At 63.1% G+C, this 24,003-nt stretch carries 21 protein-coding genes, 1 tRNA gene and 1 pseudogene; 9 read left to right on the plus strand and 14 right to left on the minus strand.

Translation table 11 applies throughout. The features are described 5' to 3' along the window. Window positions 1-27: 27 nt before the first annotated feature. Both V1283_RS37275 and V1283_RS37280 read right to left on the minus strand, forming a co-directional pair. Window positions 28-807, minus strand: a complete 780-nt coding sequence (locus tag V1283_RS37275) for an SDR family NAD(P)-dependent oxidoreductase (protein WP_334391575.1) — start codon at window positions 805-807, stop codon at window positions 28-30. Between the two features lie 233 nt (window positions 808-1,040). Beyond that, window positions 1,041-1,547 carry a tellurite resistance TerB family protein gene (locus V1283_RS37280; RefSeq protein ID WP_334391576.1) on the minus strand — a complete coding sequence of 169 codons (507 nt, stop codon included), beginning with the start codon at window positions 1,545-1,547 and terminating at the stop codon, window positions 1,041-1,043. A gap of 376 nt (window positions 1,548-1,923) precedes the next feature. Between V1283_RS37280 and V1283_RS37285 the strand changes: the two genes are divergently transcribed. Next, complete coding sequence (locus V1283_RS37285) at window positions 1,924-2,400, plus strand: hypothetical protein (RefSeq protein ID WP_334391577.1); 477 nt, start codon at window positions 1,924-1,926, stop codon at window positions 2,398-2,400. Window positions 2,401-2,506: 106 nt separating this feature from the next. On the opposite strand, the gene V1283_RS37290 is transcribed toward V1283_RS37285, so the two are convergent. The 3 genes from V1283_RS37290 to V1283_RS37300 form a co-directional block, all read right to left on the minus strand. After that, window positions 2,507-3,916 (minus strand): adenylate/guanylate cyclase domain-containing protein, encoded by a 1,410-nt coding sequence (locus tag V1283_RS37290; RefSeq protein ID WP_334391578.1) that lies wholly within the window; start codon window positions 3,914-3,916, stop codon window positions 2,507-2,509. 113 nt (window positions 3,917-4,029) lie between these two features. Then, window positions 4,030-5,415 carry a cytochrome P450 gene (locus V1283_RS37295; protein ID WP_334391579.1) on the minus strand — a complete coding sequence of 462 codons (1,386 nt, stop codon included), beginning with the start codon at window positions 5,413-5,415 and terminating at the stop codon, window positions 4,030-4,032. Window positions 5,416-5,565: 150 nt separating this feature from the next. Then, complete coding sequence (locus V1283_RS37300) at window positions 5,566-6,990, minus strand: hydrolase (RefSeq protein ID WP_334391580.1); 1,425 nt, start codon at window positions 6,988-6,990, stop codon at window positions 5,566-5,568. A 149-nt stretch (window positions 6,991-7,139) separates the two neighbouring features. Here V1283_RS37300 and V1283_RS37305 point away from each other — a divergent pair, with 149 nt between their 5' ends. The 4 genes from V1283_RS37305 to V1283_RS37320 all read left to right on the plus strand — a co-directional run bounded on the left by V1283_RS37305 (window position 7,140) and on the right by V1283_RS37320 (window position 12,707). Continuing rightward, window positions 7,140-8,831 (plus strand): MFS transporter, encoded by a 1,692-nt coding sequence (locus V1283_RS37305; RefSeq protein WP_334391581.1) that lies wholly within the window; start codon window positions 7,140-7,142, stop codon window positions 8,829-8,831. Window positions 8,832-9,052: 221 nt separating this feature from the next. Then, window positions 9,053-10,192: a TRAP transporter substrate-binding protein gene (locus V1283_RS37310; protein WP_334391582.1), complete on the plus strand. Its 1,140-nt coding sequence runs from the start codon at window positions 9,053-9,055 to the stop codon at window positions 10,190-10,192. A 101-nt stretch (window positions 10,193-10,293) separates the two neighbouring features. Beyond that, on the plus strand, window positions 10,294-10,962 hold the full coding sequence (locus V1283_RS37315; protein WP_334391583.1) for a TRAP transporter small permease subunit: 669 nt from the start codon (window positions 10,294-10,296) through the stop codon (window positions 10,960-10,962). Next, on the plus strand, window positions 10,959-12,707 hold the full coding sequence (locus tag V1283_RS37320; RefSeq protein ID WP_334391584.1) for a TRAP transporter large permease: 1,749 nt from the start codon (window positions 10,959-10,961) through the stop codon (window positions 12,705-12,707). The genes V1283_RS37315 and V1283_RS37320 overlap by 4 nt, the downstream gene beginning before the upstream one ends. A gap of 16 nt (window positions 12,708-12,723) precedes the next feature. Here the strand turns inward: V1283_RS37320 and V1283_RS37325 are convergent, their stop codons facing one another. Both V1283_RS37325 and V1283_RS37330 read right to left on the minus strand, forming a co-directional pair. Continuing rightward, entirely contained in the window at window positions 12,724-12,939 is a 216-nt protein-coding gene (locus V1283_RS37325; protein ID WP_334391585.1) for a hypothetical protein, read from the minus strand. A gap of 240 nt (window positions 12,940-13,179) precedes the next feature. Then, a complete protein-coding gene (locus tag V1283_RS37330) occupies window positions 13,180-13,461 on the minus strand; it encodes a hypothetical protein (RefSeq protein ID WP_334391586.1) in 282 nt (93 codons plus the stop codon). A gap of 210 nt (window positions 13,462-13,671) precedes the next feature. Between V1283_RS37330 and V1283_RS37335 the strand changes: the two genes are divergently transcribed. After that, entirely contained in the window at window positions 13,672-14,706 is a 1,035-nt protein-coding gene (locus tag V1283_RS37335) for a polysaccharide deacetylase family protein (RefSeq protein WP_334391587.1), read from the plus strand. 150 nt (window positions 14,707-14,856) lie between these two features. Here the strand turns inward: V1283_RS37335 and V1283_RS37340 are convergent, their stop codons facing one another. Next, entirely contained in the window at window positions 14,857-15,309 is a 453-nt protein-coding gene (locus V1283_RS37340; RefSeq protein ID WP_334391588.1) for a hypothetical protein, read from the minus strand. Window positions 15,310-16,041: 732 nt separating this feature from the next. Between V1283_RS37340 and V1283_RS37345 the strand changes: the two genes are divergently transcribed. Both V1283_RS37345 and V1283_RS37350 read left to right on the plus strand, forming a co-directional pair. Continuing rightward, window positions 16,042-16,650 (plus strand): right-handed parallel beta-helix repeat-containing protein, encoded by a 609-nt coding sequence (locus V1283_RS37345; protein ID WP_334391589.1) that lies wholly within the window; start codon window positions 16,042-16,044, stop codon window positions 16,648-16,650. Window positions 16,651-17,247: 597 nt separating this feature from the next. Then, a pseudogene (locus V1283_RS37350) lies at window positions 17,248-17,466 on the plus strand (PilZ domain-containing protein); the annotation flags it as partial. An 88-nt stretch (window positions 17,467-17,554) separates the two neighbouring features. Here the strand turns inward: V1283_RS37350 and V1283_RS37355 are convergent. Further along, window positions 17,555-17,725: a hypothetical protein gene (locus tag V1283_RS37355; protein ID WP_334391590.1), complete on the minus strand. Its 171-nt coding sequence runs from the start codon at window positions 17,723-17,725 to the stop codon at window positions 17,555-17,557. A 1,256-nt stretch (window positions 17,726-18,981) separates the two neighbouring features. On the opposite strand from V1283_RS37355, the gene V1283_RS37360 reads away from it, so the two are divergent. Further along, entirely contained in the window at window positions 18,982-19,161 is a 180-nt protein-coding gene (locus V1283_RS37360) for a hypothetical protein (RefSeq protein WP_334391591.1), read from the plus strand. Window positions 19,162-19,212: 51 nt separating this feature from the next. On the opposite strand, the gene V1283_RS37365 is transcribed toward V1283_RS37360, so the two are convergent. From V1283_RS37365 to V1283_RS37385, 5 genes are all read right to left on the minus strand, one after another. Then, on the minus strand, window positions 19,213-19,506 hold the full coding sequence (locus V1283_RS37365; protein WP_334391592.1) for a hypothetical protein: 294 nt from the start codon (window positions 19,504-19,506) through the stop codon (window positions 19,213-19,215). A gap of 350 nt (window positions 19,507-19,856) precedes the next feature. Then, a tRNA-Thr gene (locus V1283_RS37370) sits at window positions 19,857-19,932 on the minus strand. 83 nt (window positions 19,933-20,015) lie between these two features. Beyond that, entirely contained in the window at window positions 20,016-21,776 is a 1,761-nt protein-coding gene (locus tag V1283_RS37375) for a heme biosynthesis protein HemY (protein ID WP_334391593.1), read from the minus strand. Between the two features lie 8 nt (window positions 21,777-21,784). Beyond that, the gene (locus V1283_RS37380; RefSeq protein WP_334391594.1) at window positions 21,785-23,002 is read right to left on the minus strand and encodes a COG4223 family protein; all 1,218 of its coding nucleotides are present in this window, start codon (window positions 23,000-23,002) and stop codon (window positions 21,785-21,787) included. A 117-nt stretch (window positions 23,003-23,119) separates the two neighbouring features. Then, window positions 23,120-23,869, minus strand: a complete 750-nt coding sequence (locus tag V1283_RS37385; protein ID WP_334391595.1) for a uroporphyrinogen-III synthase — start codon at window positions 23,867-23,869, stop codon at window positions 23,120-23,122. Between the last annotated feature and the right edge of the window lie 134 nt (window positions 23,870-24,003).

The following is a 24,003-nucleotide window of genomic DNA, read 5'->3' on the forward strand; positions in this document are numbered from 1 at the left end:
CTTTCCCCGTAAAAACCCGTGGTTTTCTCAGCGCTGACGGAGCTGGAGGCGGCCGACGGCGCCCAGGATGAAGGAGCGCGGAAACAGCCGGAGCAGGAACGGCACGATCTTGATGCCGAAGCCGGGCATCACTGCCCGCTTGTTCGCCATCAATCCGCGATAGGCCTGCTGCGCGACGGCGGCGGGCAAAACCTTGAGAACGGCCGAATCGAAACCAGGCCTGAACCCGGCGCGCGCCTGGAATTCCGACGGCACCGGACCGGGACAGAGCACGGTCACGCGCACGCCATGCGGCGCCAGTTCGGCCCGCATCGCCTCCGTGAAGGACAGCACATAGGCCTTGGTGGCGTAATAGACCGCCATTCCCGGGCCCGGCAGAAAGCCGGCGATCGAGCCAACATTCAGCAGCCCGCCGCGATTGCGAATCAGGTGATCGGAAAACCGCAATGACAGATCCGTGAGCGCGCGGATGTTGACCGCGATCATCTCGAGCTGGACCGCCCTGTCACGCTGGACCGCTCTGCCGAACAGGCCGAACCCGGCATTGTTGACGACGTATTCGACCTCAACGCCGCAGGCCGCCAGGGCTTCGGCGATCCGGTCGCCGGAGTCGGGCTGTGCAAGGTCGCAGGGAATGACGATCGGCGCGGCGCCGCCCGCAGCCGTGATTTCAGCCGCCAGCGCTTCCAGGCGGTCGGCGCGCCGCGCCACCAGCGCCAAACGATGACCGCGGGATGCAAAAACGCGCGCCAGTTCGGTGCCTATTCCCGCCGATGCACCGGTAATCAGCGTCACACGATCGGTCACGATTGAATGCTCTTAAATCAATTGCAGATAGCCGCCAGCGCCGGAACGAGAGCATAGGCGCGTGGTGTGACGCAAGCCACGTGCATGGCATATGCCCATGCATCGCTGCGTTTCCCGGCAATCGAAGTTCAATATTTTCAGGCCTATCGCGTTTGTTCGCGGCCGATGGCACGGCACATTAAAGTTTCGTCATCTGCCGTGACGCGCAATCCATCGGCGTGATCGCGCCGCCGCTACGTCGTCACGTCGGCCGCTTTCGAAAGGCCCCCGGACGAGGCCGGTTGCCGCTGCTCCGCCACTTTGTGCTTGAGATCGATCCGGTCGCGCGAGGAAATGCCGAGCAGATCAGCCGCACGCCAGACAACGTTGTCCTCGAACTCGCTGACCTGGCCGTCCGCATATACCAGCTCCCACATCATCTCGATGATGCGGAGCCGGCCCTCCTCATTGACCGAACGCATGATGACGCTGGTGAAATGATAGAGATCGACCGCCTCGCCTTCAGCCCGCGTCGCCGACGCGATCAGATGATCCGCCGTACCGGGATCGAGCTTGAAGCGGTTTTCGATCAGACCGTGCAATTTGCGTTTCTCGATCGCGCTCGGCTCGCCATCGAGCGAGACGACGTGAACCAGCAGCGCGGTCGCCGCCAGCAGATACCCGGTATCGTCGAACGCGAGATCCGGATCCGCACTGGGCGCAACGATGTCGGCAATGAATTGGCGCAGTCCGTCGAGCATCAATCTACCTGCAAAGTCGTGAAAGCCGTTCAGTGAATATGGTTGAAAATTTGACCGCCGCAATCCGCGCGATGAATGCCTGACGGTGCAGGCAGATTAAATCGACGTCACGTTGAATGGACGGAAAACATCTGCGCGAAACCCCCACAGCGGCCGCAGCGATCTGCCGAGCCTTCGCTTCTTGTTGAGTCGAAGCCCGCGGGCGTGGGTTCAACGCGCAAAACCTGCCGCCTTCGGAACACGCGGCTTGCCGGCCCTGAGGCCGGCTGCGCGATTCGCCGCAGGCAGCGGGCCGATATCCAATTGCAAGTCGTTCGCATTTGCATTAACGGTGAACTCGTTGTTTCAACAAGCGATTTTTCAAAAGGAAACGAACATGTTCTCCTTCCGCTTCGCACTGGGTGCTGCCGTTGTGCTGGGAGTGGCCTCAGGAGCTGCGCTGGCGGCGGGCGACCTGTCGCGGCAGACGCCGATCGAGGTGACGGTCGATCTGGGTTCACCGGGCAAACATGAATTCGCGCCGAAGCAGCTCAAGTTTGAAACCGGCAAGCTCTACAAGCTGATCCTGCGCAACACGAGCAGCGATCCGCATTACTTCACCTCGCACGCGTTCTCGCAGATGGTGTTCACACGCAAGGCGCAGGTGACGCAGCAACAGAACGGCAAGACCGTGACGCTCGCCGAATTCAAGGGCGCGATCCGCGAGATCGAGGTCTATCCGGGACAATCCGCCGAATGGTGGCTGGTGCCGATCGCGGCCGGCCGCGCCGGCGACCTGCACTGCGACATCAAGACCAGCGACGGCAAGACCCACGCCGAGCTCGGCATGACCGGCGAGATCGTGATCGAATAGCGCGCTCCATAGCGTTTTCGAGCGAAGTGGATACCGGTTCGCGTGAAGAAAACGCGTCAGAAAAAGAATCTAGAGCTTCGGTTCTGATTCAATCAGAACCGAAGCTCTAGGGTATCTCGTACACCACCATCTTGTCGGCGATGCCGCGCAGCGCGGCTTCCTTCTGGATCGGCCTGATCGACTCTTTTTCCAGAATGGTGGCGACCGCGGGCGATTCGATCACCGGGCTGGTGATGTGGATCTCCTGCGAAGTCGACAGGCTCTGCACCCTTGAAGCGATGTTGACAGTCTGGCCGAAATAGTCCTGCCGCTCGTTCAGCATCACCGCCAGGCATGGGCCCTCGTGGATGCCGATCTTGACGACCAGGTCCTCCCGGCCGCGCTCGGCATTGAGTGCGGCCATCGCCGCGCGCATGCGCAACCCCGCCACGATCGCATGTTCCGGCCGGATGAAGGTCGCCATCACGGCGTCACCGATCGTCTTCACCACCGCGCCCTTCTCGGAGGCGATGATTTCGAGCAGCGCATGGAAATGCGCCCGCACCAGATCGAAGGCAGCGAGATCGCCGACCCGCTCATAGAGCGCAGTGGAGCCCTTGAGGTCCGTGAACAGGAACGTCAGCGAGGTGATCTTGAGGCGCTGATCGACGTTGAGGTTGTCAGCCTTGAAGACGTCGCGAAAAGTCTGGTTCGACAGCATCCGCTTGGCGGTCAGGATCGGCTTGCGCTTGCCGAGCAGCTCATGGAGCGTATCGTTGGCGATCCAGACGGCGGGTAGCACCCGGTGGTCGGTCTGGTTTTCGAGTGACAAACGCAGCGGCCCCGGACGCATCACGGTCGTGCCGGTCGGCGCGTGCAGCTTGTTGAAGACGATGGAAAACTGCTGGCGCTCGCGGGTCGGCTCGCCCTGGATATCCAGAAAATGCGCCGAATGCGTCACCGGCTCGAATACGATCACGAACTGATTTGGCAGTTGCAGCGACAGCACCGCCTTCTCGCCTGCCGGCAGTTCCATGGCCTCGAGCGAGACCTCGTCGATCAGCCGCGTGATCGATTCCTCGCTCAGGTCCATCCCCGAGCTCCAGAATATCTGGCGGTTATATTCCCAGATCGGCAGCGTATTGGGATCGTGAGCGGCGATGCGCTTGACGCGGGGACTGACGGTGAAAGAAACCTCCACGCGGTCGTCGACGGATGCCTCATAACCCTGAGCGCATAACGCGCAATTGTAGTCGTCGTGCCGAAGGGATTTCAGGGTGTCGTGCGCACCGAGCACGCCACCACAGCCGGGACACAAGACATTCCAGCTGAGATCGAACAGCCCGAGCCGCGCTGAATGCAGGAAGGCCGAAATAACCTTTTCCTCGTCCAACCCGTTCCGTGCGGAAAAATCCAGCAGATTGATCCGGTTGAGATCGCGATCGTTGCCCTTCGCGATCAACTGCGAAATGGCGTCGACGACCGCGGGGTCGGCGGTCTGCCGCAGAACTGAGAACTGGGCCTCGGTATTGCTCATGCTGACAACCTAGATGACGTTCACAAAGCGGCTCCGCAAGGTGCCGGTTGTTGTTTGACGCGTTTTCTTCGCCGGCAATCCATCCGGATCATCCGGGGCTTTCGGCTCGACGACTACCGGGGCGTGATGGCAAACATCGGCGAACGGTCCGGCTGCGTCGTCACCACACCGATCGGCATCACCGGCTGCTTGTCGACCAGCGTGACCCGAAACGCGCCGATCATCTTCGCCAGCGCCAGCGTGGCTTCGACCAGCGCGAAATGCGCGCCGATGCAGACGCGTGCGCCGACGCCGAACGGCAGATAGGCGAAGCGATCGGGCGGCGTGCCGATCATGAAGCGGGACGGGATGAAGGCGTTCGGATCGCGCCAGAGTTTTTCGTGCCGATGCAACAGCCATGGCGCGATCAGGATGACATCCTGCTTCTTGACCGGAAGCCCCATGATCGTATCCGGCACGCTGGCTGCACGCGCAATCAGGAACGCCGGCGGATAGAGCCGCATGGTTTCGTCGATCACCGCACGGGTGAATTTCAGCCGCTCGATATCGAGCGCCCCATTGGCGGTTGCGCCCTGCACCTCATTGGCGACGTCCTGCTGGATCGCAGGATCGAGCGCCAGCAGGTAGAGCGCCCAGAACAGCGCGGTGGCCGTGGTCTCGTGGCCGGCCAGAATCATGGTCGCGATCTGATCGCCGAGCTGCGCATCGGTGAAGGCCTCGCCGGTTTCCGGATCGCGCGCGTCACCCATCAGGTCGAACAGGTCGCGCGCCGGCGCGCCCTCGTTCTTGCCGGCGGCGCGGCGTTCGGCCATCAGCATGCCGACGAAGGCCGTCCAGCGCTTGCGAAAGCGGGCGCGGGAAAGATCCTGCGGGCTCGGCCAGCTCAGCGGCAGCAATAAATCGAGAAAACGCGGATGCGCCAGCCGCTCGCCATATTCCATGACGAAATCGCGCAACGCAGCGCCATGGCGATCCATCCCGAACGAAAACATCGTGCGGCCGGCGATCTCCAGCGTCATCCGCTGCATGGCTTCGCGCAGGTCGACGGGCGCGTTGCTGCCGGCCCTGAGCTTGGCGACCGTCTCGTCGGTCGCCGCCAGCATGTGTGGAACGAGCGGCGTCACCGCGCGCGGCGTGAAGGCCGGCGCGAGCGTCCGGCGCTGGTGTTTCCACGCGCGTCCTTCGGCAATCAGCAGGCCTTGGCCCAATATCGGACGTAACACCCGCAAGCTGACCGGCGTGCGCGTATAGTTTTCGTAATTGTCGACCAGCACATGCCGGATCGCATCGGGCGCGTTCAGAATGAAGCTGCTGTGCCCGAAAAAGCGGCCCTGGACGATATCTTCCTCATAGGCCCGCTGGCCCCACATGCCGATCGGGCTGATGCGGATCGCCTTCAGCCGCCCGAACATATTCATGTCGCTGGCGGCCCGTGGCGGGCTTGGCGGCACCAGCGGCGCGCGTGCAGCCGGCATGTCGTAGGCTTCGGCGATGCTCATGGGCGCCACTTCCGTAGCCCGGAAGAGCGCAGCGATATCCGGGATCCTGCCAAAGCCCCGCATATCGCTGCGCTCCTGCGGGCTGCTGCTCAACCTTTGTCGCCGATCCGGGCGCCATAAAGGCGCATCCGGAACGGCCACCCCGAACAGCTAATAAGTCAGTTCGGCAACCGCAATCCGGTTTTCCGAGGTCGGCCAGGCCCGCGCCACGATTCGCTCTGTATTGAATATTGTTGCCACGGGGCGGCCGACCTCCTCCGCCGGAAGCCGCAAGGTCGTGACCGAATCGGTCGGCACGCCGGATTTCACGTCCTTCGGCTCCTTGCCGTCGATCAGCACCACATCCCGCGGCAAGCCGAAATAACCGCGTGGACGCGACATCAGGACCACGGCACCCGCGCCAGCATCGGCCGTCCCGAGCGGGCGCGCGGCGCGCAGATGCACGATCTCGGATGAGCGCGGAAACGGCGAGCGATAGAAATGCGTGGTGGGAGCGCCGGCCGATGCCAGTACGATTTCGAGATACCAGCTCGGCTCGACCAGCGCCGGCCCCCAACGGCCATCGGCGCCGGTCTGCGACGAATGGATCGGCCCGCCGGTGCGTTCGCCGGTCTCGGGAGAGACGCGATAGATTTCAACCGTCGCGCCGGAGACCGGACGGTTGGTGACAACGCCGCCCGGCGTGCCCGTCACAAGCCCACTCAGTTTGACTTCCGCTTCCGGCAGTATCTCGATGCGTGACGGCTCCCTCCCTGCGATGAATTTATAGATCTCGCGAAATGCGCGCGGATGAAATGCCACCTCACGATGATCGAGTGCGCCGAGCACAAGATTGGTCGCGCCCTTCAGCGCAGGGCCGTCCGATGTCACGCCGGTCGGCGTGCCGGGCTTGCCGACGAAACGGCCATCGGCTTGCGCATATTTGTCGATGCCATCGCTGCGCAAGGTGAGGAACGCGGTGCCCGGCGTCACTTCGGTCTCGCCCTCGTTCAGGCCGCGCAGGAACGGGCCGCGGCCGTTGAACTCGCCGCCAAGACCCTCGTCCCATTCATAGATGCCATGGTTGGGAACACCGCACAGCACCGCGTGGCTGATATCGGCGCCGCCGCCGTTCCTGATGTAGTTGCGAATCGAATAGCCGCCGCGCGAACTACCGACGAGGGCGATGCGTGCCGCGCCGGTGCGGCGCCGCAATTCCTTGACGGCCTCGCCGAGTTCGCGGCGCTGGTCTTCGGTCGAGGAACGGCTTGGCTGCTCCACTTTGTCGTCGCTGCGCGCCAAGGGATCGGTGAAATTGATCGCGAACATCCGATCGCGCGGCATGCCGTTCGATTCCATCCGCCAGAGCGTCGTGACCCAGAGCGCCGCATGATCGCCATTGCCATGCACGAACAGAATCGGCGGTATTTCCGCAACGCCCGGCGCAGTCTGCGCCAGGGCTTGAGAACTGAAGGCTTGAGAACTGAAGGCTTGAGAATTGAAGACTTGAGAATTGAAGGCCGAAAGGCCGAATGGACCGGCCAGCAAGGGTAACGCCCCGGCACCTTTCAGGACCAACCGCCGCGATAGCCTCATTTCATTACCTCCCGTTACTTTTCAATACTTTAGCTGTGCTGTAGCACCGTCAATAGCGGCCGAACTACTGGACAGAGCAGGGCTTTCGCAGGCATCACTTTAAATTCGAACGGAATCAAGCCGGTGACAGCCGGCCAACGGAACGGGCCATGACCGACCAGCCGAAACGCTCGCGTTTTGCTACCGACAGCATCGCGGCGCCGTTGCGGCATGCGGTATTCCGGCGCATCTGGCTCGCCAGCCTCGTCTCTAACCTCGGCATATTGATCCAGGGCGTTGGCGCGGCCTGGGCAATGACGCAGATGACGTCGTCGGCCGACAAGGTCGCGCTGGTGCAGACCGCGCTGATGCTGCCGATCATGCTGATCGCGATGCCGGCCGGCGCGATCGCCGACATGCACGACCGGCGTATCGTGGCGCTGGTCTCGCTCGCAATCGCGCTTGTCGGCGCGACCGTGTTGACGGTGCTGGCGTGGTTCAACCTTGTCACGCCGAATATCCTGCTGGCGCTGTGTTTCGTGGTCGGCAGCGGCATGGCGCTGTTCGGACCGGCCTGGCAGGCCTCGGTCAGCGAGCAGGTGCCGGCGGAAACGCTGCCGTCGGCGGTCGCGCTCAACGGCATCAGCTACAATATCGCGCGAAGTTTTGGCCCTGCGATCGGCGGCATCGTGGTGGCGACCGCAGGCGCGGTGGCGGCGTTTGCCGTAAATGCGCTGCTCTATCTGCCGCTGATGGTGGTGCTGTTTCTGTGGAACCGAGCCCACGAACCTTCGCGCCTGCCGCGCGAACGGCTCAACCGCGCCATCGTCTCGGGCGTACGCTACATCGCCAACTCGCCGTCGATCCGTATCGTGCTGATACGAACACTGGTGACCGGCCTGATCGGCGGCTCGGTCTCGGCGCTGATGCCGCTGGTCGCGCGCGACCTCTTGCATGGCGGCGCGCAAACCTACGGCGTCATGCTGGGTGCCTTCGGCATGGGTGCGGTGTTTGGTGCGCTCAATATCGCCGAAGTGCGCCGCCGCTTGAGCGGCGAGGCCGCGGTACGCGCCTGCGCGATATCGATGGCCGGCGCCATCGCTGCGGTCGCCCTGAGCACGAGCGCGATCCTGACGGCGATTGCCCTGGTGCTCGCCGGTGCGGTGTGGATGCTGGCGGTCGCCTTGTTCAACATCGGCGTGCAGCTCTCGGCGCCGCGCTGGGTCGCCGGCCGCTCGCTGGCGGCGTTCCAGGCTTCGATCGCCGGCGGCATCGCAATGGGGAGCTGGGGCTGGGGACATCTCACCGACGCCGCCGGCGTGGAGATCGCGCTGCTGGTTTCCGCCGGTCTGATGCTGCTGTCGCCACTGCTCGGGATCTGGCTGCGAATGCCGCCGGTCGGTGCGCGCAACGAGGCTGCCAGCGAAGTGCTCGCAGATCCCGAAGTGCGGCTGTCGCTGACGGGACGCAGCGGGCCGCTGGTGGTCGAAATCGAATATCGCGTCGCGCAGGACAACGCCCGCGCGTTCCACAATGTGATGCAGGAGGTGCAGCTCAGCCGCCAGCGCAACGGCGCCTATGGCTGGTCGATCGCGCGCGACATCGGCGACCCTGAATTATGGACCGAACGCTATCATTGCCCGACCTGGCTGGATTATCTGCGCCAGCGTAACCGTGCGACGCAATCCGAGCGTGCGCTGCACCAGCTCGCGATCGACTTTCATCTCGGGCCTGAACCGATCCGCGTCCGCCGCATGCTGGAGCGGCCGTTCGGTTCGGTCCGATGGAAGGAAGATACCCCCGACCGCGCCGCCAACGAGGTCCTGCCGGTGGTGGCGACAGCCGCCGGCAGCAGCACCTGATTCTACCGACGCTGTACGGTCGCGTGGTGCTCCCGGCTGGCCGTTAACCAGTCGGGCAGCCCGCCAGTGCCATGGCGGTGCTCATGGGTTGCCGCCCACGCCCGCGCCGCAACGCCGCACTGGTATAACGTATCCTTGCCAAAGCTCGGGCCCGGCCTCTAGAGTTCGCCCCAATCAACAAGGCCGGCCGTCCAAGGACCGGTCCAACCGGGAGGACGCCCATGACCAAACCAACCAAGGACAAGACTTCGACGCGCCGCCGCTTCCTGAAAGTGGCCGCCGCGAGTGCCGCCACGGCAGTGGCCGCTCCGACCGTCGTCAATGCGCAGGGGCCGATCAGCATGCGCTGGCAGAGCACCTGGCCGTCAAAGGACATTTTCCACGAATACGCCCTCGACTACGCCAAGAAGGTCAACGACATGACCGGCGGCGACCTCAAGATCGAGGTGCTGCCGGCCGGCGCCGTGGTACCCGCATTCGGGCTGCTCGATGCGGTGTCCAAGGGCGTGCTGGACGGCGGCCACGGCGTGCTCGTTTATCATTATGGCAAGCAAACCGCACTGGCGCTGTGGGGCTCGGGCCCCGGTTTTGCCATGGACGCCAACATGCTGCTGTCCTGGCACCGCTATGGCGGCGGCAAGGAACTGCTCGCCAAGCTCTATGATTCGATCGGCGCCAACGTCGTGTCGTTCCCCTACGGGCCGATGCCGACGCAGCCGTTCGGCTGGTTCAAGAAACCGATCGCCAAGGCCGACGATATCAAGGGCCTGAAGTACCGCACCGTCGGCATCTCCATTGACGTGTTCACCGCGATGGGCGCGGCCGTGAACGCGCTGCCCGGCGGCGAAATCGTCTCCGCCATGGACCGCGGCCTGCTCGACGCGGCCGAGTTCAACAATGCCACCTCGGACCGCGTGCTCGGTTTCCCCGACGTCTCCAAGGTCTGCATGCTGCAGAGCTATCACCAGAACGCAGAGCAGTTCGAGATCACCTTCAACAAGGACAAATACAACGCGCTGCCGGAGAAGATGAAGGCGATCATCGCCAACGCGGTGGATGCAGCTTCGGCGGACATGTCCTGGAAGGCGATCGACCGCTACTCCAAGGACTACGCGGAGATGCAGAGCAAGGACAACGTCAAGTTCTACAAGACGCCCGACGCCATCCTGAAGCAGCAGCTCGAGGTCTATGACGAAGTCGTCAAGAAGAAGTCCGCAGAAAATCCGCTGTTCAAGGAAATCCTGCAATCCCAGCTCGCGTTCGCCAAGCGCACGACGCAATGGGAGCAGGACACGGTGGTGAGCCGCAAGATGGCATACGACCATTACTTCGGCGCCAATGGAGCGGCCAAGAAGCTCTGAGGCCGCGCTGAAAATGTCCTGAACAAGCAGAGCACCATCCGGCAGCGCGATCCGGATAGTGCTCTGTGCTATCGGAGTTCCGCGATGAACGGCCGCACCCCATGAGCGTCCAGAGCTTCCTGCACACTATCGACGGCATCAGCACCTGGGTCGGCAAAGCCACCGCGTGGCTGATGATCGTGCTGATGAGCGCCGTCTGCATCGAAGTCTTCAAGCGCTACATCATGAATATGCCGACGTCCTGGATCTTCGACCTGGATAACATGCTGTACGGGACGCTGTTCATGCTGTGCGGCGCCTACACGCTGGCGCAGAACGCCCATGTCAGGGGCGACTTCCTTTATTCCTCGATGCGGCCGCGCACCCAGGCGACGCTCGACCTCGTGCTGTACATCGTGTTCTTTCTGCCCGGCATCGCCGCGCTGGTCTATGCCGGCTACTTCTATGCCGCGGACTCCTGGCATATCGCCGAGCATTCCAACGTCACGGCGGATGGTCCGCCGGTCTACCATTTCAAGTCGGTGATACCGTTGGCCGGCGCGCTGATCATGCTGCAGGGCGTTGCCGAGATCGTGCGCTGCGTGGTTTGCCTGAAGACCGGCGAGTGGCCGAGCCGGCTGAAGGACGTCGCCGAGATAGACGTCATCGAGGAGCAGCTCGCGCACAGCGAATATGTCGACGACGAATCACGCAAGGTCGCGATCGAGGGCGCGGCGCGCATCGACGAAATGGCGCGTCAGCGCGGAATGGGCGGAGACGTGCAAACATGAGCGACCCCGCACTTGGCCTGCTGATGCTGGCGCTCATCGTCGTCGTTATCATGATGGGTTTTGCCACGGCCTTCACACTGATGGGCCTCGGCATGTTCTTCGGTTTCATCGCGTTCTACGACCCCTCGCAACCCTGGGCGCAGAACCGTGTGTTCGACCTGATGGTCCAGCGCACTTATGGCGCGATGACCAACGACGTCCTGATCTCGATCCCGCTGTTCGTCCTGATGGGATACGTGATGGAACGCGGCGCGCTGGTCGACAAGATGTTCTATTCGATCCAGCTCGCATTCCGCCGCATGCCGGCTTCACTTGCCGTGGCGACCCTGATCGTCTGCACGTTCTGGGGAATCGCAAGCGGCCTGGTCGGCGCCGTCGTGGTGCTGATGGGCGTCATCGCCTTCAACCCGATGCTGCGCGCCGGCTATGACGTCAAGCTCGCCTCCGGCGTCATCACGGCCGGCGGCACGCTCGGCATCCTGATCCCGCCATCGGTGATGATCATCGTCTACGCGGCCGTCGCGGGGCAATCCGTCGTCAAGCTATATGCAGCGGCGATGTTCCCCGGCTTCTTCCTGGCGTTCCTCTATCTGGTCTATGTCATCGGCTGGGCGCTGATCAATCCGAAGATCGCGCCGCCGCTGCCGGAGGAGCAGACCCGCGTCAAGGTGCCGGCCTGGATCACGAAGTTCGAGACGCTGTATTCGCCCAACATGTTCGTCGCCTTGCTCAAGGCGCTGGTCTCGCCGGCGCAGGCGAAGACCCTGGAAGCTGACGGCAAGCCGATAACCTATGGGGCGGTGGTGAAGAATTTCATCATCGCCCTGGTGCCGTTCCTGATTACGGCCATCACGCTGGGGACCGTGTGGTGGTACGTCGTGATCCATCAGCAGGCCGGCGCAGCCTCCGGACCGGTTGAGGGGCTGCAGCAACTCGGCAGCGCGGTGGCGACGCCGGAGGCGACGCCCGCCGAAAAAGGTCCGGACTTCCAGTTCTATCTCTGGTTCGGAATCAGCGCCGCCGTGTTGTTGCTGTGGACCGCGCGCTCCTATTGGCGCATGAATGGCGAGCGCTTCGAGGTGCTCAAACTCCTGACGTCATCGGTGATGCCGCTCGGCATCCTGACCGTCATCGTGCTTGCGGTGATCCTGTTCGGCATCACGACCGCGACGGAGTCGGCGGCCGTCGGCGCGGCCGGCGCCTTCATCCTGGCGTTCCATGCCCGCACGCTCGACTGGAAGCGCACCAAGGAAGCGGTGTTCCTAACCGCGAAGACCACGGCCATGGTGTGCTGGCTGTTCGTCGGCTCGGCGCTGTTCTCCGCCGTGTTCGCCATTCTCGGCGGTCAGGCGCTGCTGGAGAGCTGGGTGCTGTCGCTCAACATGACGCCGGTGCAGTTCATGATCCTGTCGCAGGCGATCATCTTCGTGCTGGGCTGGCCGCTGGAATGGACCGAGATCATCATCATCTTCGTGCCGATCTTCCTGCCGATGCTCAAGCATTTCGGCATCGATCCGATCCTGTGGGGCACGCTGGTATTCGTGAACTTGCAGGCGGCGTTCCTGTCGCCGCCGGTCGCGATGTCGGCGTTCTACCTCAAGGGCGTCGCGCCAAAACACGTCACCCTCAACCAGATTTTTGCGGGCATGATGCCCTACATGCTGATTGTCATCCTCTGTATGGTGATCATGTATCTCTGGCCGGGCATGACGCTGTGGCTGCCGAACTATCTCTACGGCGGCTGAGCCCCTCGAGAGGCTTTTACTGCCCGTGGCTCGCCAGCATCTGCTGGCAGGGCTTGCTGATCCTGGCGCGGTTCTGCTTCAGGCAGGCCAGCACGATCTGATCGCCGTCCTGCATCTGCGCCCGGCAAAACCGAGAGACGTCGCGGGCGCAAGCATCGTGCCCCTGCTTCTGCTGCGCCGAGGCGCTTGAGGCCATCAGAATCAGGGGAATGGCGAAAAGTAATTTGGTCATTTGCTATGCCTCACACCGGAAAGACGCGATCAGCGCGTTCTATAGCGTTTTCGAGCGGGGTGGATACCGGTTCGCGTCGGGAAAACGCGTCAAAGCGGGAATCTGGCGCCGAAATCCGGGCGGCAACGCATTTGTGAACGAGGAAATCGCCCAATCGGTGCGATTCAGGAACGCTCCTGAAGCTAGAAACGCCTGCGTCGCATCGCCGCAAGCGTTCCCGGGAGCCGAAAAGAGAGCCGATTATTGCGCGGCGAGCTTGCCGGACTTCTGCGCCGCGAGATCGCGGTCCATCACGGTGCGGCAGCCCGCGCTCAGATCGGAGCGATGCTTGATCATGCAGGCCGTGATCTTCGGAATGTTCGGAATTTCCGAGCTGCAGAGGCGGAACGCATCGCCGGTGCACTGCTGCTGCGCTTCGGCGCTGAAGGCGAAGCTCGCGGTGGAGGAGACCGCGGCGAAAGAGGCGGTCAAGGCCAGCACTAAACTCACCTTGCGAACGGTATTGGAGAAAGCTGCGGTCATTTTCGGCTCCTGTTGGCCCAGCTACGTGGACCGGCTGTTGATGGTTGCAGCATGCGCAGGGAACCGCGGGCGCGACTGTGACTGACGTCACTCAACCTTAAACCCCTCATCTTCTTCGTCTAACCGGCGCGTGTTCGGGAGACGTTAAGACTTTGTTGGCACTAATACTCTGTTGCGTATGTGTACCCCGAGTATGTGGAAAGAGTAGCGATGCGTAATGCGTTGGGCCTGATGCTGGCGAGTTTAGTGACGGCGGTCTTAATCACCGGCGTTTGGTTCTGGACCTCCGCACCGCGCGCCGACGCGGCGGCACCCCAAACCGTCGCCGCCCGCAAGGCCGAGCCGTTACCGGCGCCCGCCGCGGCAAAGCCCGCGCTGAAGGACGACGTCGAGATCACGGCCTCTCTCACGAAGCCGGCCCCAGCCCTTGCCCCCGTTCCCGCAGTCCAGCCGGCGCGATCGGCCTGCGCCAATCCCGATGCGCTTGGCGTCAGCCGCACCGTCGTGATCGACACCACGGGCGGCCCCGGCTTCGGCTTCCTGCAATACAAGCAGTTCGATTTCCTCACCGACAAGGAAATCGTGCTCACGTTTGACGACGGTCCGTGGCCGACCACGCCCGCGGTGCTCAAGGCGCTTTCGGACGAATGCACCAAGGCGATCTTCTTCCCCGTCGGCAAACACACGACCTATCACCCGGAAATCCTCCGTCAGGTTTTCAATGCCGGCCACACCGTCGGCTCGCACACCTGGTCGCACGCGCATCTCGACGGCAAGAAGATGACGGAGCCGCAGGTCCGCGAGGAGATCGAGAAGGGTTTTAGCGCCGTGAAGATGGCGATCGGCGCCGCACCCGCGCCGTTCTTTCGCTTTCCTGCGCTCGCGCACACCCAACCCGCGCTGGCCTATCTCGCCACCCGAAACATCTCGATGTTCTCCGTGGACGTCGATTCCAACGATTTCAAGTCCTCAGGTCCGGACCAGGTGATTCAGAACGTCATGACCAAGCTCGACAAGCAGGGCAAGGGCGTCATCCTGATGCACGATCTGCAGAAGCATACGGCGATCGCCTTGCCGACGCTGCTGCGTCGCCTGAAGGCCGGCGGCTACAAGGTCGTGCAGATGAAGGCCAAGGAGCAGCTCGAAACCCTGCCGGAATACGATGCGATGCTGGTGAAGGACCAGAAGGTGCCGGCGGTTGCCAGCCGCCCGATCAGCAGCGTGGTGCAGACGGTTTCGCAGTAAGGATTGGCGGCGCCTGTCGGTGTCCGCACCTCCAGCCTGGTCGTCATGCCCGGGCTTGTTCCGGGCATCCACGTCTTTGGGATGCGGCAAGACGTGGCTGGCCGGGTCAAGCCCGGCCTTGACGTTGTTGATTTCGTTCGCGCCGAGAAACTACCAGTAGATGCCGTGCCGGTGTAGCGCGCTGATGATGCGCGCCCGGATCCCGTAGCGCATGCGGTGCGATCCCGCGCCCCTCGACATCATCGCAGCTCTCCGGGCCGACGGTCTTCCAGGTCCGGCGCTCGCCGGGCGATTGGCGTACCGCTGCATGCCGGCCGCCCTGGGCCTGGCCCTCTCGGTGTGGCTCGCCGCGGCCCTGCTCGTCTCAGTCCTGCTTGTCTCAGGCTTGATCGTCTCAGTCTTGGGCTCGACGACCGCCGGCCGCTCGACATATTTCGGGGCTTCCGCAGCCTGCGGGACTTCAGCAGTTCTCGATCCCTCGGTAGCCTTGGCCGGAGCGGTTACCTTTGTGGTCTCGCCGCCTCCGAGCGACAAGCTTCGATCGCCAGCTTGAGCTGCGGCGGAGGCCAAAACAAATCCTGCAATGAAAATGAATTTACGCATGTTTGTGTCTCCCCTTGAGGTCGAGGCGGAGACTATGCGGGGCTGACGGTTCTCGATGTGAGACAGGTCACGCAGACGCATCCGTGAACGCGCGCGCCGACTGTTCCAAGGAGTTTTTTGAAAGGCTGGTGCCGCAACTTGAAAGAGGCGGCTCAATGAGCCGCCTCTTCAGGTCATATCGAGCGCTTGCTGCTACTGGCAGCGATACATCTGGCCGTCGTCGAGTTTTGTGAGGGTCCCGGGCTGGCACTTGATGAAGTTGCGCCCCGAGTAATCCTCCCATCCGGAATAGCCGTAGTAAGGGCTACCTCCGGCATAAGCCCTCACTGCGTAGTGTGGTTGACCAAAGCGAGGATCATTCTGGGCTGCGTAAGTGTTGCCCGAGGTGGTGCTTTGTCCTCCCCAGTAGGCAGGTGCAGTCGCCGCGGCGCCGGCGCCATACCCGTATCCGTACGCGGCCCGCCGGTTCTGTCGCCGCGCGACACCCGCAACGCTCACGGGGGGTCAGCGGGCGACCGACCCGCGCCTGCGCGCTCTCGACTGATAACGAGACAGCGTGTTGCTCGGACCAGCCGACGGAGAGCAGCGCCGCACAAGCAAAGGTCGAAACCGCCGCTGTGACTTTGATCAATTTTCTTTGCGTCATGAATTTCTCCACTAACTGTCGCCCCATTCGGCGATGCCAGTTCGCAGTCGAGCCAATGCCGCTGATCGGAGGCGAATAGGGCCCAGGTGGAAAGCAGTTTTGCGCTCGACGGAAACAGCCGGTGTTTCGGTGCAGAGGCCACCGGCATCGTCGGCATCCGGATTCTCGGCGGGGGCGCCGGGAGCTTCGTCAATATCGAGGACTGTCTGGTCAATGGCAATTTCAGCGCCACAGCGACCGGCATCGACGATCGGCGCACCACCGGGGTGCTGAACGTCGTGAACACCACTCTCCGGGACATGGGAGGCGCCGGCATTACGATAGCGAGCGCGGGCGCGGGCCCGATCAAGGCGACGCTCAGCAATCTCATGGTCATCAATGCCCACAACGGTGTCGCGGTCGGCGCCGGCGCGGCCGTTCATCTCAGCAATTCCCTCGTGTCAAGCAATTCCACAGCGGGCATTGCGATCTCGGGCGGCGGAATCAACGTTGACGCCACCACGGTTACCTTCAATGGGATCGGCATCAACCGGACGGGAGGATCGGTCAACCTGTCCAACAACGATCTCTCGTTCAACACTACCGGCGTATCCGGCACCGTCAGCTCCAATACGAACAACCGCTTCACCAACAACGGCGCAGGCGGGACAATCACGACCATCGGCGGCGTGACCAATCCGACCGGATTGCAATAGCCTGACGGCTTGGCGGCCCATCGTTCGCGATCATTCGGGGCGAGCCGCTCGCACCTACCCGCGCGGGGCTACGCGGTGCTTCCATTCCCGGTGAATCATACGGTGCCGCACAAATCGCACATCACCATCGCGGTGCAGGTGCTCAATTCGACTTTCATCGGCGCCGACCCGCAAAGCGTCATGGTGGTTTGCTTCGGCCGGCAGTGAAACCCCCGCCGCAACTTGGAGAATACGGCGGGGGCAAATCAACAGGGTATGGAGCGAGGGTAGCCCGTGACGAAGGCCGATGTCGCTCGCAATGGCCTGCAGGCGAAATTGAAACGGACCGGCTAGCGCGCGACAAGACGAAGTTTTGAGCAAGACGCAAGGTTCCTGCGCAAATGGAACTGCGCGGCAAAGCAATCAACGGCGTTGATTAGCGGTCCGCCGCCCACCAAACCCAGGGCAGTGCTGAATTTCGATAGGCTGATTGGGCCACCTTTCAACAATAGAAATTACGGTCGCCATAAGCAGACCCCGTTCTGCTTGCGTCCAGAGCGGCCCAGTGCTGACCGACCTCGGCGCTGGGCCGTTCAATTCGATGACGGGGTAACCCAAATGGAGCTACGTAAATCACGGCGGGTAGTATTCGAGCGTGGGTACGACGCTCATATGATGGCTATTGACGGCACCTGGCGCCGGGCTTGCACGATCAAGGATATCTCGGATACCGGGGCGAAACTCAGCGTAGAGAGTTCGATCGACGGTCTGCCGTTGAAGGAGTTTTTTCTAGTATTGTCGTCTACCGGTCTGGCATTTCGACGCTGTGAGCTTTCCTAGGTGAACGGTGATAATCTCGGCGTCTATTTTAAAAGAGCGGGAGAAAAGAAAAGCCGGGCATCTGTTTAGCCCTCAGAATGCGGGCCTAACTTTTAGGTTTGACTTGCTCAAAAAGGCTAAGAGATCCAACCGTAACGGTGACGAGACCAGCAAGCGTCCAGGCCAAGGGCGAGCCTGCAGCGATCGTTCCGGCGACGACCCAGATGCCGCAAGCAATTATTCCCACAGAGATGAGATACGCGACGGTGATTTCCATTCCGGTTCCCCGAGATATGGGCCGAGAACTGCTCAACCAGGTGGCTGAAGATTGCGAGATGCCGGCGGCTCCCGAACAGAGGAGGCGCTTTCGATTTGTTGCGCTCTGCGGAGCAATTCGTCCCGCCGGACTCCAGGCGGCGTGCCGCGAGCTTCCTTGCGCAGACGTTCTACGCGAGCGGATGGCGCCTGATCAAAGCGATATACTTGATTGAGAGAAGCTTGGTCCATGGAGCCGCACCATTGAGTTAGAGGAAGGCGCGCGCGGCCCCGTTACGCCGGGCTTGTATTGTACAGCATCGCCGCAGCGATAAGCAGCACAAGAAAGATCGGCAGCAACACAGGGGGTACCAGCCACTCACGAAAATTGAATAAAGAGGATTTCGACATTTGACCGCCTTTAGTTGAGGCGGGAGCACAAACGCTCTCAGTCACCGATAACAGCCTAGGGGCGGGCGGCGATTAGTCTCTGTAGGCCCTTCCGGCCCGAATAGCGAGAAAACAATTCGGGTTTTCACTTTCGCTTCGCCTTAGGCCTGTCCATCCTCACTTCGCGAAATTCTTCGGGACCTTTGAGGAGACGGCGCTTACGACTATCCTGATCACTTTGGTGGGCGGAACTATCGGTCATACCGTCGATCGCTTCGCTTGCCATTTCGCGCGCGCTCAGCTGCTGACCTTCGCTGGACTGCCGGGCCTCTGGCTTTCACGGTTAAGCCGGGTACTGTCCGTATTTAACCCCACGTGTCCTAAGTTAAATCCTGGAGTGTCCTAATTATAGGAGCGCATTATCGATCGCGCTCAGGCTGGCTCGCTTTCGGTGACATGACGATCGCCCCAGCGTTGGGGTGGCGATCGCCCGGGCGCATTCCCTGCCGGGCGCCATCACCTATCATTCGTCCATCAAATAGGAACGGCCGTGCTCCATTCGCGCCGGGAGCGGCCGGCGTTTGCGATTGCTCGGGCTTGGTATCTTGCGCGTTGGCCGCTACCGAGGCCAGTGCCAACACAAACGCGATTGCTAGTCTCGACATGATGGGTGTCTCCTCTTGCAAGCCGCGAGAGGCCGCCTCTGTTGGCGGTCTCTCATCCAAGTAACCTCGCACTCAAAGGCTACGCCTTCGGGATCGTTCCTCGCGAACCAGGTTGAGCTGACGATTACCGGGCGAAAGAACGGGACGAAGTAATTTTGGCACAATCCGTACATCACAGAGGTGCTTAGACCCGCTATGATCGCCTTTTTGGGGAACAGTTCCCATGAAGAACAACCTCGCTGCTGAACAGTGCCGTCGATTCGCTGACGACTATAAGGCTAAGGCCAGAGAACCGGGTATTTCGCCGAAGCGCTCGCGCATATTGACGAACATCGCGCGAAGCTTCAGCGCCCTGGCAAGCCAGCTTGAAATACTCGCCATCGACGAGGCGGCGCGCCTCTGAGGTGATCGCGATCTCCAGCCTGCTTGCTGGTGTCGACGTAGACAAGAACCGTCATTTCGTTTCCTTGTAAATAACCTTCGGCCTATCGTTTAACGGTTCCTCGGCGCCGCGGTCTTTATCGGCCCACCGATCCCTTTTTTGCTCCTCAAGCCTCGCCTTGCGATCAACACCCTGGGTCTCAGCGAGCTCGGGCTCGGACGGCCCTTGGTCACTCGCCGTGTCGCGGAGCTCGGCTTCAACGCCTCGTTGGAACAGCGCAAGCCCGACAAAGCCCAGCACCAACAGAAGGACGCCGGCTACAATCAGCCAATGCGGGTATCCCATCGATGAGAAGGCGTTCGCCATTTCCGTTCGCCCTTCAAGCCGGCGGACTCCTGCAGTTCGGGCGCCAAACCAACTTGCTTAAGGGGCCTCCAGTTCCTTGCCGAGCGCCTCTCGCGACGACCAGAACGATCGGCCAGCACATGACAGCCCGCAGCGGCCAGACTCACCAGCGGGCTTCTCAGAGTCATGGCGTGTCAGCTATCGGGCGGGAAATAGAACCGCAACGCCAGGCGCACCGCGATGTAGAGGACGACAATGATCCCCAGACCAATCATCCATGGCGACACCCCGCCGCAACCGGCTTGCAGACACAACGCCGACACGAGGTTTTTTCGGAGATGCTGCGAAGTGGCTTAAGCGATTGAAAAGGCTGGTGCCGCAAACAGGACTCGAACCTGTGACCCCGTCATTACGAATGACGTGCTCTACCAACTGAGCTATTGCGGCGGACCAAACAAAGCGCCGAGGCTGACCCCAAAACGCCCCGCACCTGATATCGGGCAGCGCCCCGATTGGCAAGAAAAACGGGATTAGCTCCCGCCCCAGCGTGACAAAAATCCGCGCCAGCCGCCGGCCTGCGCCTTGGGCGGGCCGATTTGTTCCGCAAATTCGTCCGGTGTGCCATCCTCGTCGACCCCGGGGTCATCAGGTGCCCGAACCAGGGGGATGACGGCCGGAATCGGGGTGGGAATGGCCTTCGGAATATCTTGCCGCGAGCGGAACAGGGGAGCCGGCCGGCTTGGTACCGGTTCGGCTGGCTTCGGCGGGGCTGGCGCTGGAGCGGCCGCAGCCTCGGGCTGGCTTGCCTCGGCGGGGACCACCTCCGCGGTGGCGGCCGGCGGCGGCGCATTGTCCTGCTCGGCGGGCGGCGCCGGCGCGACGGGAACGATCGGCTCGGCGGCCGGTTCGGTTACATCCTTTGGCGGCTCGAGCACTACGGCGCGGCGCGGGGTCGCCAGCATGGCTTCTTCGAAGGCTGAGGATTCGATCGCGCCGGCCTTGTCGGACGGCAGCGCCGCGACCGGCGTTTGCCACTGGAAGGCGTCGAGCCTGCCGGTGACCGGCGAGACCGGCCGCCAGCGATCGCTGACATAGCCGTCCGCGGTCCAGGCCGGATCGTGCAGCGCGCGCACGGCACGCAGGGTCCAGGCCCGCGCCCGGCCGCTATCGCCATGTTCGGTGCGCTCGATCTCCGCCATCAACAGCGCGACGCGCTGCGTTGGCGCTGCGATGAAGGGCGCCAGCGCCTCGCGCGCTTTGGTAAATTCGGATGCGTCGATCGCGGCGCGGGCGATCGCCAGCGCGCCCTCGATGTGGCCGGGCATCTTGGCTGCGAGCGTCTCGACCCGCACCAGCCGCTGGCGTGCGGAATCGCCGAGCTTCACATGCGCGTAGGCGTCGGCAAGATCGGGATGCGGCTGCGCCAGCCACGCCGTCTCGACCAGGCGCATCGAGCGCCGGATCTGATGCGCTTCGCTTTCGAACTTGCTCGCCAGCACCGCGGCCGGCACCAAAGTCGGCGCCAGCTTGACCGCTTCCATCACGCTCTCGCGCGCCAGATCGCGATCGACCTTTTCGAACTCCAACGCGCGCGCCGTCAGCAGCACGCCGCGCTGCCGGCGATAGGTCGCCTTGTCGATCAGCCCGGCCGATTGATTGTTGTCGAGAATCTTCAAAGCACCGGCCCAGTCGCCCTTGGCGCAGCAGAAGCCGAGCACCGCATGCGACGCCCATGACGAGGATGGCGACAGTTTTAGCGCTTCCTCAGCGACCATCACGGCGGCGACCGGATCGTCGGCGCGCTGCGCCTCGATGAACAGGCCGCGCAGGCCCAGCAGCCGCGTGTCCTCGCGTTCGGCCATGGCGCGGAAGGCGCGCTGCGCGCCTTCGCGGTCGCCGTCGAGCTGCGCCGATTGCGCGTGCAGCAGCAGCGCCAGCGGATCGTGCGCCGCGTGCCTGCGCGCCGCCTCGGCGTGCATGCGCGCGGCGGAGGAATCGCCGTGGCCGATCGCCAGCAATCCTTGCGTGATCGCATGCCGGCCGCGGGCCTGACGCCGTTCGCGCCGGCTGCCCCGCATACGTTCCGGCGTGCGCCACAGGCCACGCAGGATCGACCACAGCATCATGGCCGCGACGACGACGATGCCAAGCCCCAGCACGAAAACCGGCAGCTTGGTCGTGAGCTTCACGCTGCCCCATGACAGCATGACATCGCCCGGTTGCTCGGCAATCCAGGCCGCGCCGGCCGCACCCAGCGCGATCAACAACAGAAACAGAATGATCCGGATCATCGAAATCCTTATTGCGCCGGTTTGGCGAGCGCAGCCATGGCGTCGGTCGCAAATTGACGGGAGGCGGCCAGCGCGGCATCGCGCGCGTCGGCCCGTTCAAGCCAGGACTGCGCCGCGGCGCGATCGGCCGGCTCCAGCGTCTTCAATTCCCGCCGCGCCTCGCTGAAATCATTTCGCAGCGCAGCCGCCGTGATCCGCGCCACTACGGCGCCGCGATCATTGCCGGCGGTATCGGTGCGTTCGATCTTGACCAACTTGGCGGCGCCCGCCTGCAGGCGCTCGACGATGCCGGTGCCGGTCGTGGCATTGTTCTGTTGCGCGGCCGGCTGCAGTTTCGGCACCAGCGCCAGCAGTTCCGTGCTCAGCCTGTTGGCATTCGGCACGCCCTTCTCCGCGAACTGGTCGAGCGGCTTCAGGGCATCCGGATTGGGCGCCAGCGCCTTGGTGGTAGCAAGCGTCGCCGGATAGGGTTCGCCGATGCGGACCTGAACATCGAGCAGCGCAGCCGACACCAGGCGGCGCAGCGGCATGTCGTCGGCAGGTTTTGCGTCGGCCTTGGTATCGGCAAGCTTGCTGCCTTGCTGCGCGATCTCGGCGCCCTGCGTCCGCATCTGGCTCTCGATCTTCGCGATGCGCTCATCAATCCCGGAGAGATCGGGCGACGCGGTGCCATCGCCGCGCGGGGCTGATTTCACATCATTGATGGCGGACGCCAGCTTCTCACCTTGCGCGCGCGTAGCTGTGAGTTCAGTGCGCAGCGCCGCGACTGTTTTTTCCAGCGCCTCGGTGCGTGCGGCAGCCGCGGGATCGGCTACGGGCTTGCCGACCTTTGGCTCGATACCGGCGACACGGGCGGCGAGACCATCGATGGCGGCGCTGAGCTGCGGGGCAGGCGGCGCGGAGGCGGGTTGAATCGCGGGCCAGCCCAGCATCCAGCCGACGCCGATCACCAGCGCAGCCGCCGCCGCACCGGACACCGGCGCGACGATCCAGGGCGAGACCGGCCGGGACGGCGGCCCTGCAACCGGAGATTCCTCAACTGGAGCTTTGGCGACCTCCGGCGTGGGCTCAGCCACGGGCTCGGCCGGCGCTTCGGACGATGCGCCAGCAGCGCTCTTCGTCTCGCTGGATACTTCGGTCGCCTCGAGCTCGATGGTCGGCGGCTCGCGCTTCGGCCGGCCCGAATCGGGCAGCGATCCAGTGTTTTCGGGCCTGTCATCGACCATCGCAGCGGTTCCCTTGAATGGTTAGGTGCCGGAACTTAGCAGAACCGGGACGTCTTAGAGCATGATCCGGCAGTGGCGGCACCGGTTTTCCGATAAGACCATGCTCAGACTTAAAGATTAGGGGCTCGGCCGCGGTTGCAGCGCCCGGCCCAGCGCCTCGAACAGGGCAGTTTCATCCGGCGAAACCGCCGCCGTCACCTGGGTCGCGCCAGCATCCCGCAGGACTGCGGCGACGGCCGGCGAAATGCAGCATTGCGGCAGCGCCAATGCCGAGATTTCGACGCCGCCTGCGCGTGCCGCCTCTAGAAATGCCCGCGCGCTGCGCCGGGAGTAGTGCAGCACGGCCTCAATCTCATGCGCCACAAAGGCGTCACATACCTCCCGCGGCAGGCTGGGCGCGGGCACCATCCGGTAGGTGGTCTGCGTCACCACCGTAAAGCCGTTCTCGCCAAGTTCACTCGCCAGGTCGCGCGCGAGATCGGCGCCGGCAAGGTACAGGATCGGGCTGGCTTTCTTCAGTTGCTTCGACTTCGCACGCGCCAGCACCAGATCGCGCAACGCGCCGGCGTCGCCCTTTGACACGATCACATCGCCGAACCCGGCGTCGCGCGCCGCGGCTGCCGTATTTTCGCCGACCGCAAACAGGGACAGTTTCAGGAGCCGGCTGCCGGCCAGATGCGGCGCGATGGCACGCAGGGCGTTGGCACTCGTGACGATGACGGCGCCATAATTTGCATCCGCATCGTCCTGGAACGGCACCGGCTCGAACCGCAGCATCGGCGCACGCAGGACATCGAACCCCCGCGCGCGCAGCGCCTTGGCCGTCGTCTCATCATCGGGGCTTGGTCGCGTGACGAGAACGGCCATATTTCAGATCTCCACCAACACGATTTCGGCACCCCTGCGCGATTGCGCGCCGTCACCTCGTAATGCTACCCGGTTACGGAAGCGTTGTTTTTGGCGATAGCGCAAGGTTCAAATAAGGGTTCAAATTGGACAAC

It is taken from the genome of Bradyrhizobium sp. AZCC 2262 (assembly GCF_036924535.1).
Classification (GTDB): Bacteria; Pseudomonadota; Alphaproteobacteria; order Rhizobiales; family Xanthobacteraceae; genus Bradyrhizobium.

What these genes read in the sequence shown, in the direction of transcription:
- V1283_RS37335 (WP_334391587.1), top strand. Translation starts at nt 13,672, where the DNA reads ATGCGTAATGCGTTGGGCCTGATGCTGGCGAGTTTAGTGACGGCGGTC.
- V1283_RS37360 (WP_334391591.1), top strand. Translation starts at nt 18,982, where the DNA reads ATGAAGAACAACCTCGCTGCTGAACAGTGCCGTCGATTCGCTGACGAC.
- V1283_RS37325 (WP_334391585.1), bottom strand. Translation starts at nt 12,939, where the DNA reads ATGACCAAATTACTTTTCGCCATTCCCCTGATTCTGATGGCCTCAAGC.
- V1283_RS37380 (WP_334391594.1), bottom strand. Translation starts at nt 23,002, where the DNA reads ATGGTCGATGACAGGCCCGAAAACACTGGATCGCTGCCCGATTCGGGC.
- V1283_RS37300 (WP_334391580.1), bottom strand. Translation starts at nt 6,990, where the DNA reads ATGAGGCTATCGCGGCGGTTGGTCCTGAAAGGTGCCGGGGCGTTACCC.
- V1283_RS37385 (WP_334391595.1), bottom strand. Translation starts at nt 23,869, where the DNA reads ATGGCCGTTCTCGTCACGCGACCAAGCCCCGATGATGAGACGACGGCC.
- V1283_RS37305 (WP_334391581.1), top strand. Translation starts at nt 7,140, where the DNA reads ATGACCGACCAGCCGAAACGCTCGCGTTTTGCTACCGACAGCATCGCG.
- V1283_RS37290 (WP_334391578.1), bottom strand. Translation starts at nt 3,916, where the DNA reads ATGAGCAATACCGAGGCCCAGTTCTCAGTTCTGCGGCAGACCGCCGAC.
- V1283_RS37280 (WP_334391576.1), bottom strand. Translation starts at nt 1,547, where the DNA reads ATGCTCGACGGACTGCGCCAATTCATTGCCGACATCGTTGCGCCCAGT.
- V1283_RS37320 (WP_334391584.1), top strand. Translation starts at nt 10,959, where the DNA reads ATGAGCGACCCCGCACTTGGCCTGCTGATGCTGGCGCTCATCGTCGTC.
- V1283_RS37365 (WP_334391592.1), bottom strand. Translation starts at nt 19,506, where the DNA reads ATGGCGAACGCCTTCTCATCGATGGGATACCCGCATTGGCTGATTGTA.
- V1283_RS37330 (WP_334391586.1), bottom strand. Translation starts at nt 13,461, where the DNA reads ATGACCGCAGCTTTCTCCAATACCGTTCGCAAGGTGAGTTTAGTGCTG.
- V1283_RS37295 (WP_334391579.1), bottom strand. Translation starts at nt 5,415, where the DNA reads ATGAGCATCGCCGAAGCCTACGACATGCCGGCTGCACGCGCGCCGCTG.
- V1283_RS37375 (WP_334391593.1), bottom strand. Translation starts at nt 21,776, where the DNA reads ATGATCCGGATCATTCTGTTTCTGTTGTTGATCGCGCTGGGTGCGGCC.
- V1283_RS37285 (WP_334391577.1), top strand. Translation starts at nt 1,924, where the DNA reads ATGTTCTCCTTCCGCTTCGCACTGGGTGCTGCCGTTGTGCTGGGAGTG.
- V1283_RS37355 (WP_334391590.1), bottom strand. Translation starts at nt 17,725, where the DNA reads ATGGAAATCACCGTCGCGTATCTCATCTCTGTGGGAATAATTGCTTGC.
- V1283_RS37315 (WP_334391583.1), top strand. Translation starts at nt 10,294, where the DNA reads ATGAGCGTCCAGAGCTTCCTGCACACTATCGACGGCATCAGCACCTGG.
- V1283_RS37310 (WP_334391582.1), top strand. Translation starts at nt 9,053, where the DNA reads ATGACCAAACCAACCAAGGACAAGACTTCGACGCGCCGCCGCTTCCTG.
- V1283_RS37340 (WP_334391588.1), bottom strand. Translation starts at nt 15,309, where the DNA reads ATGCGTAAATTCATTTTCATTGCAGGATTTGTTTTGGCCTCCGCCGCA.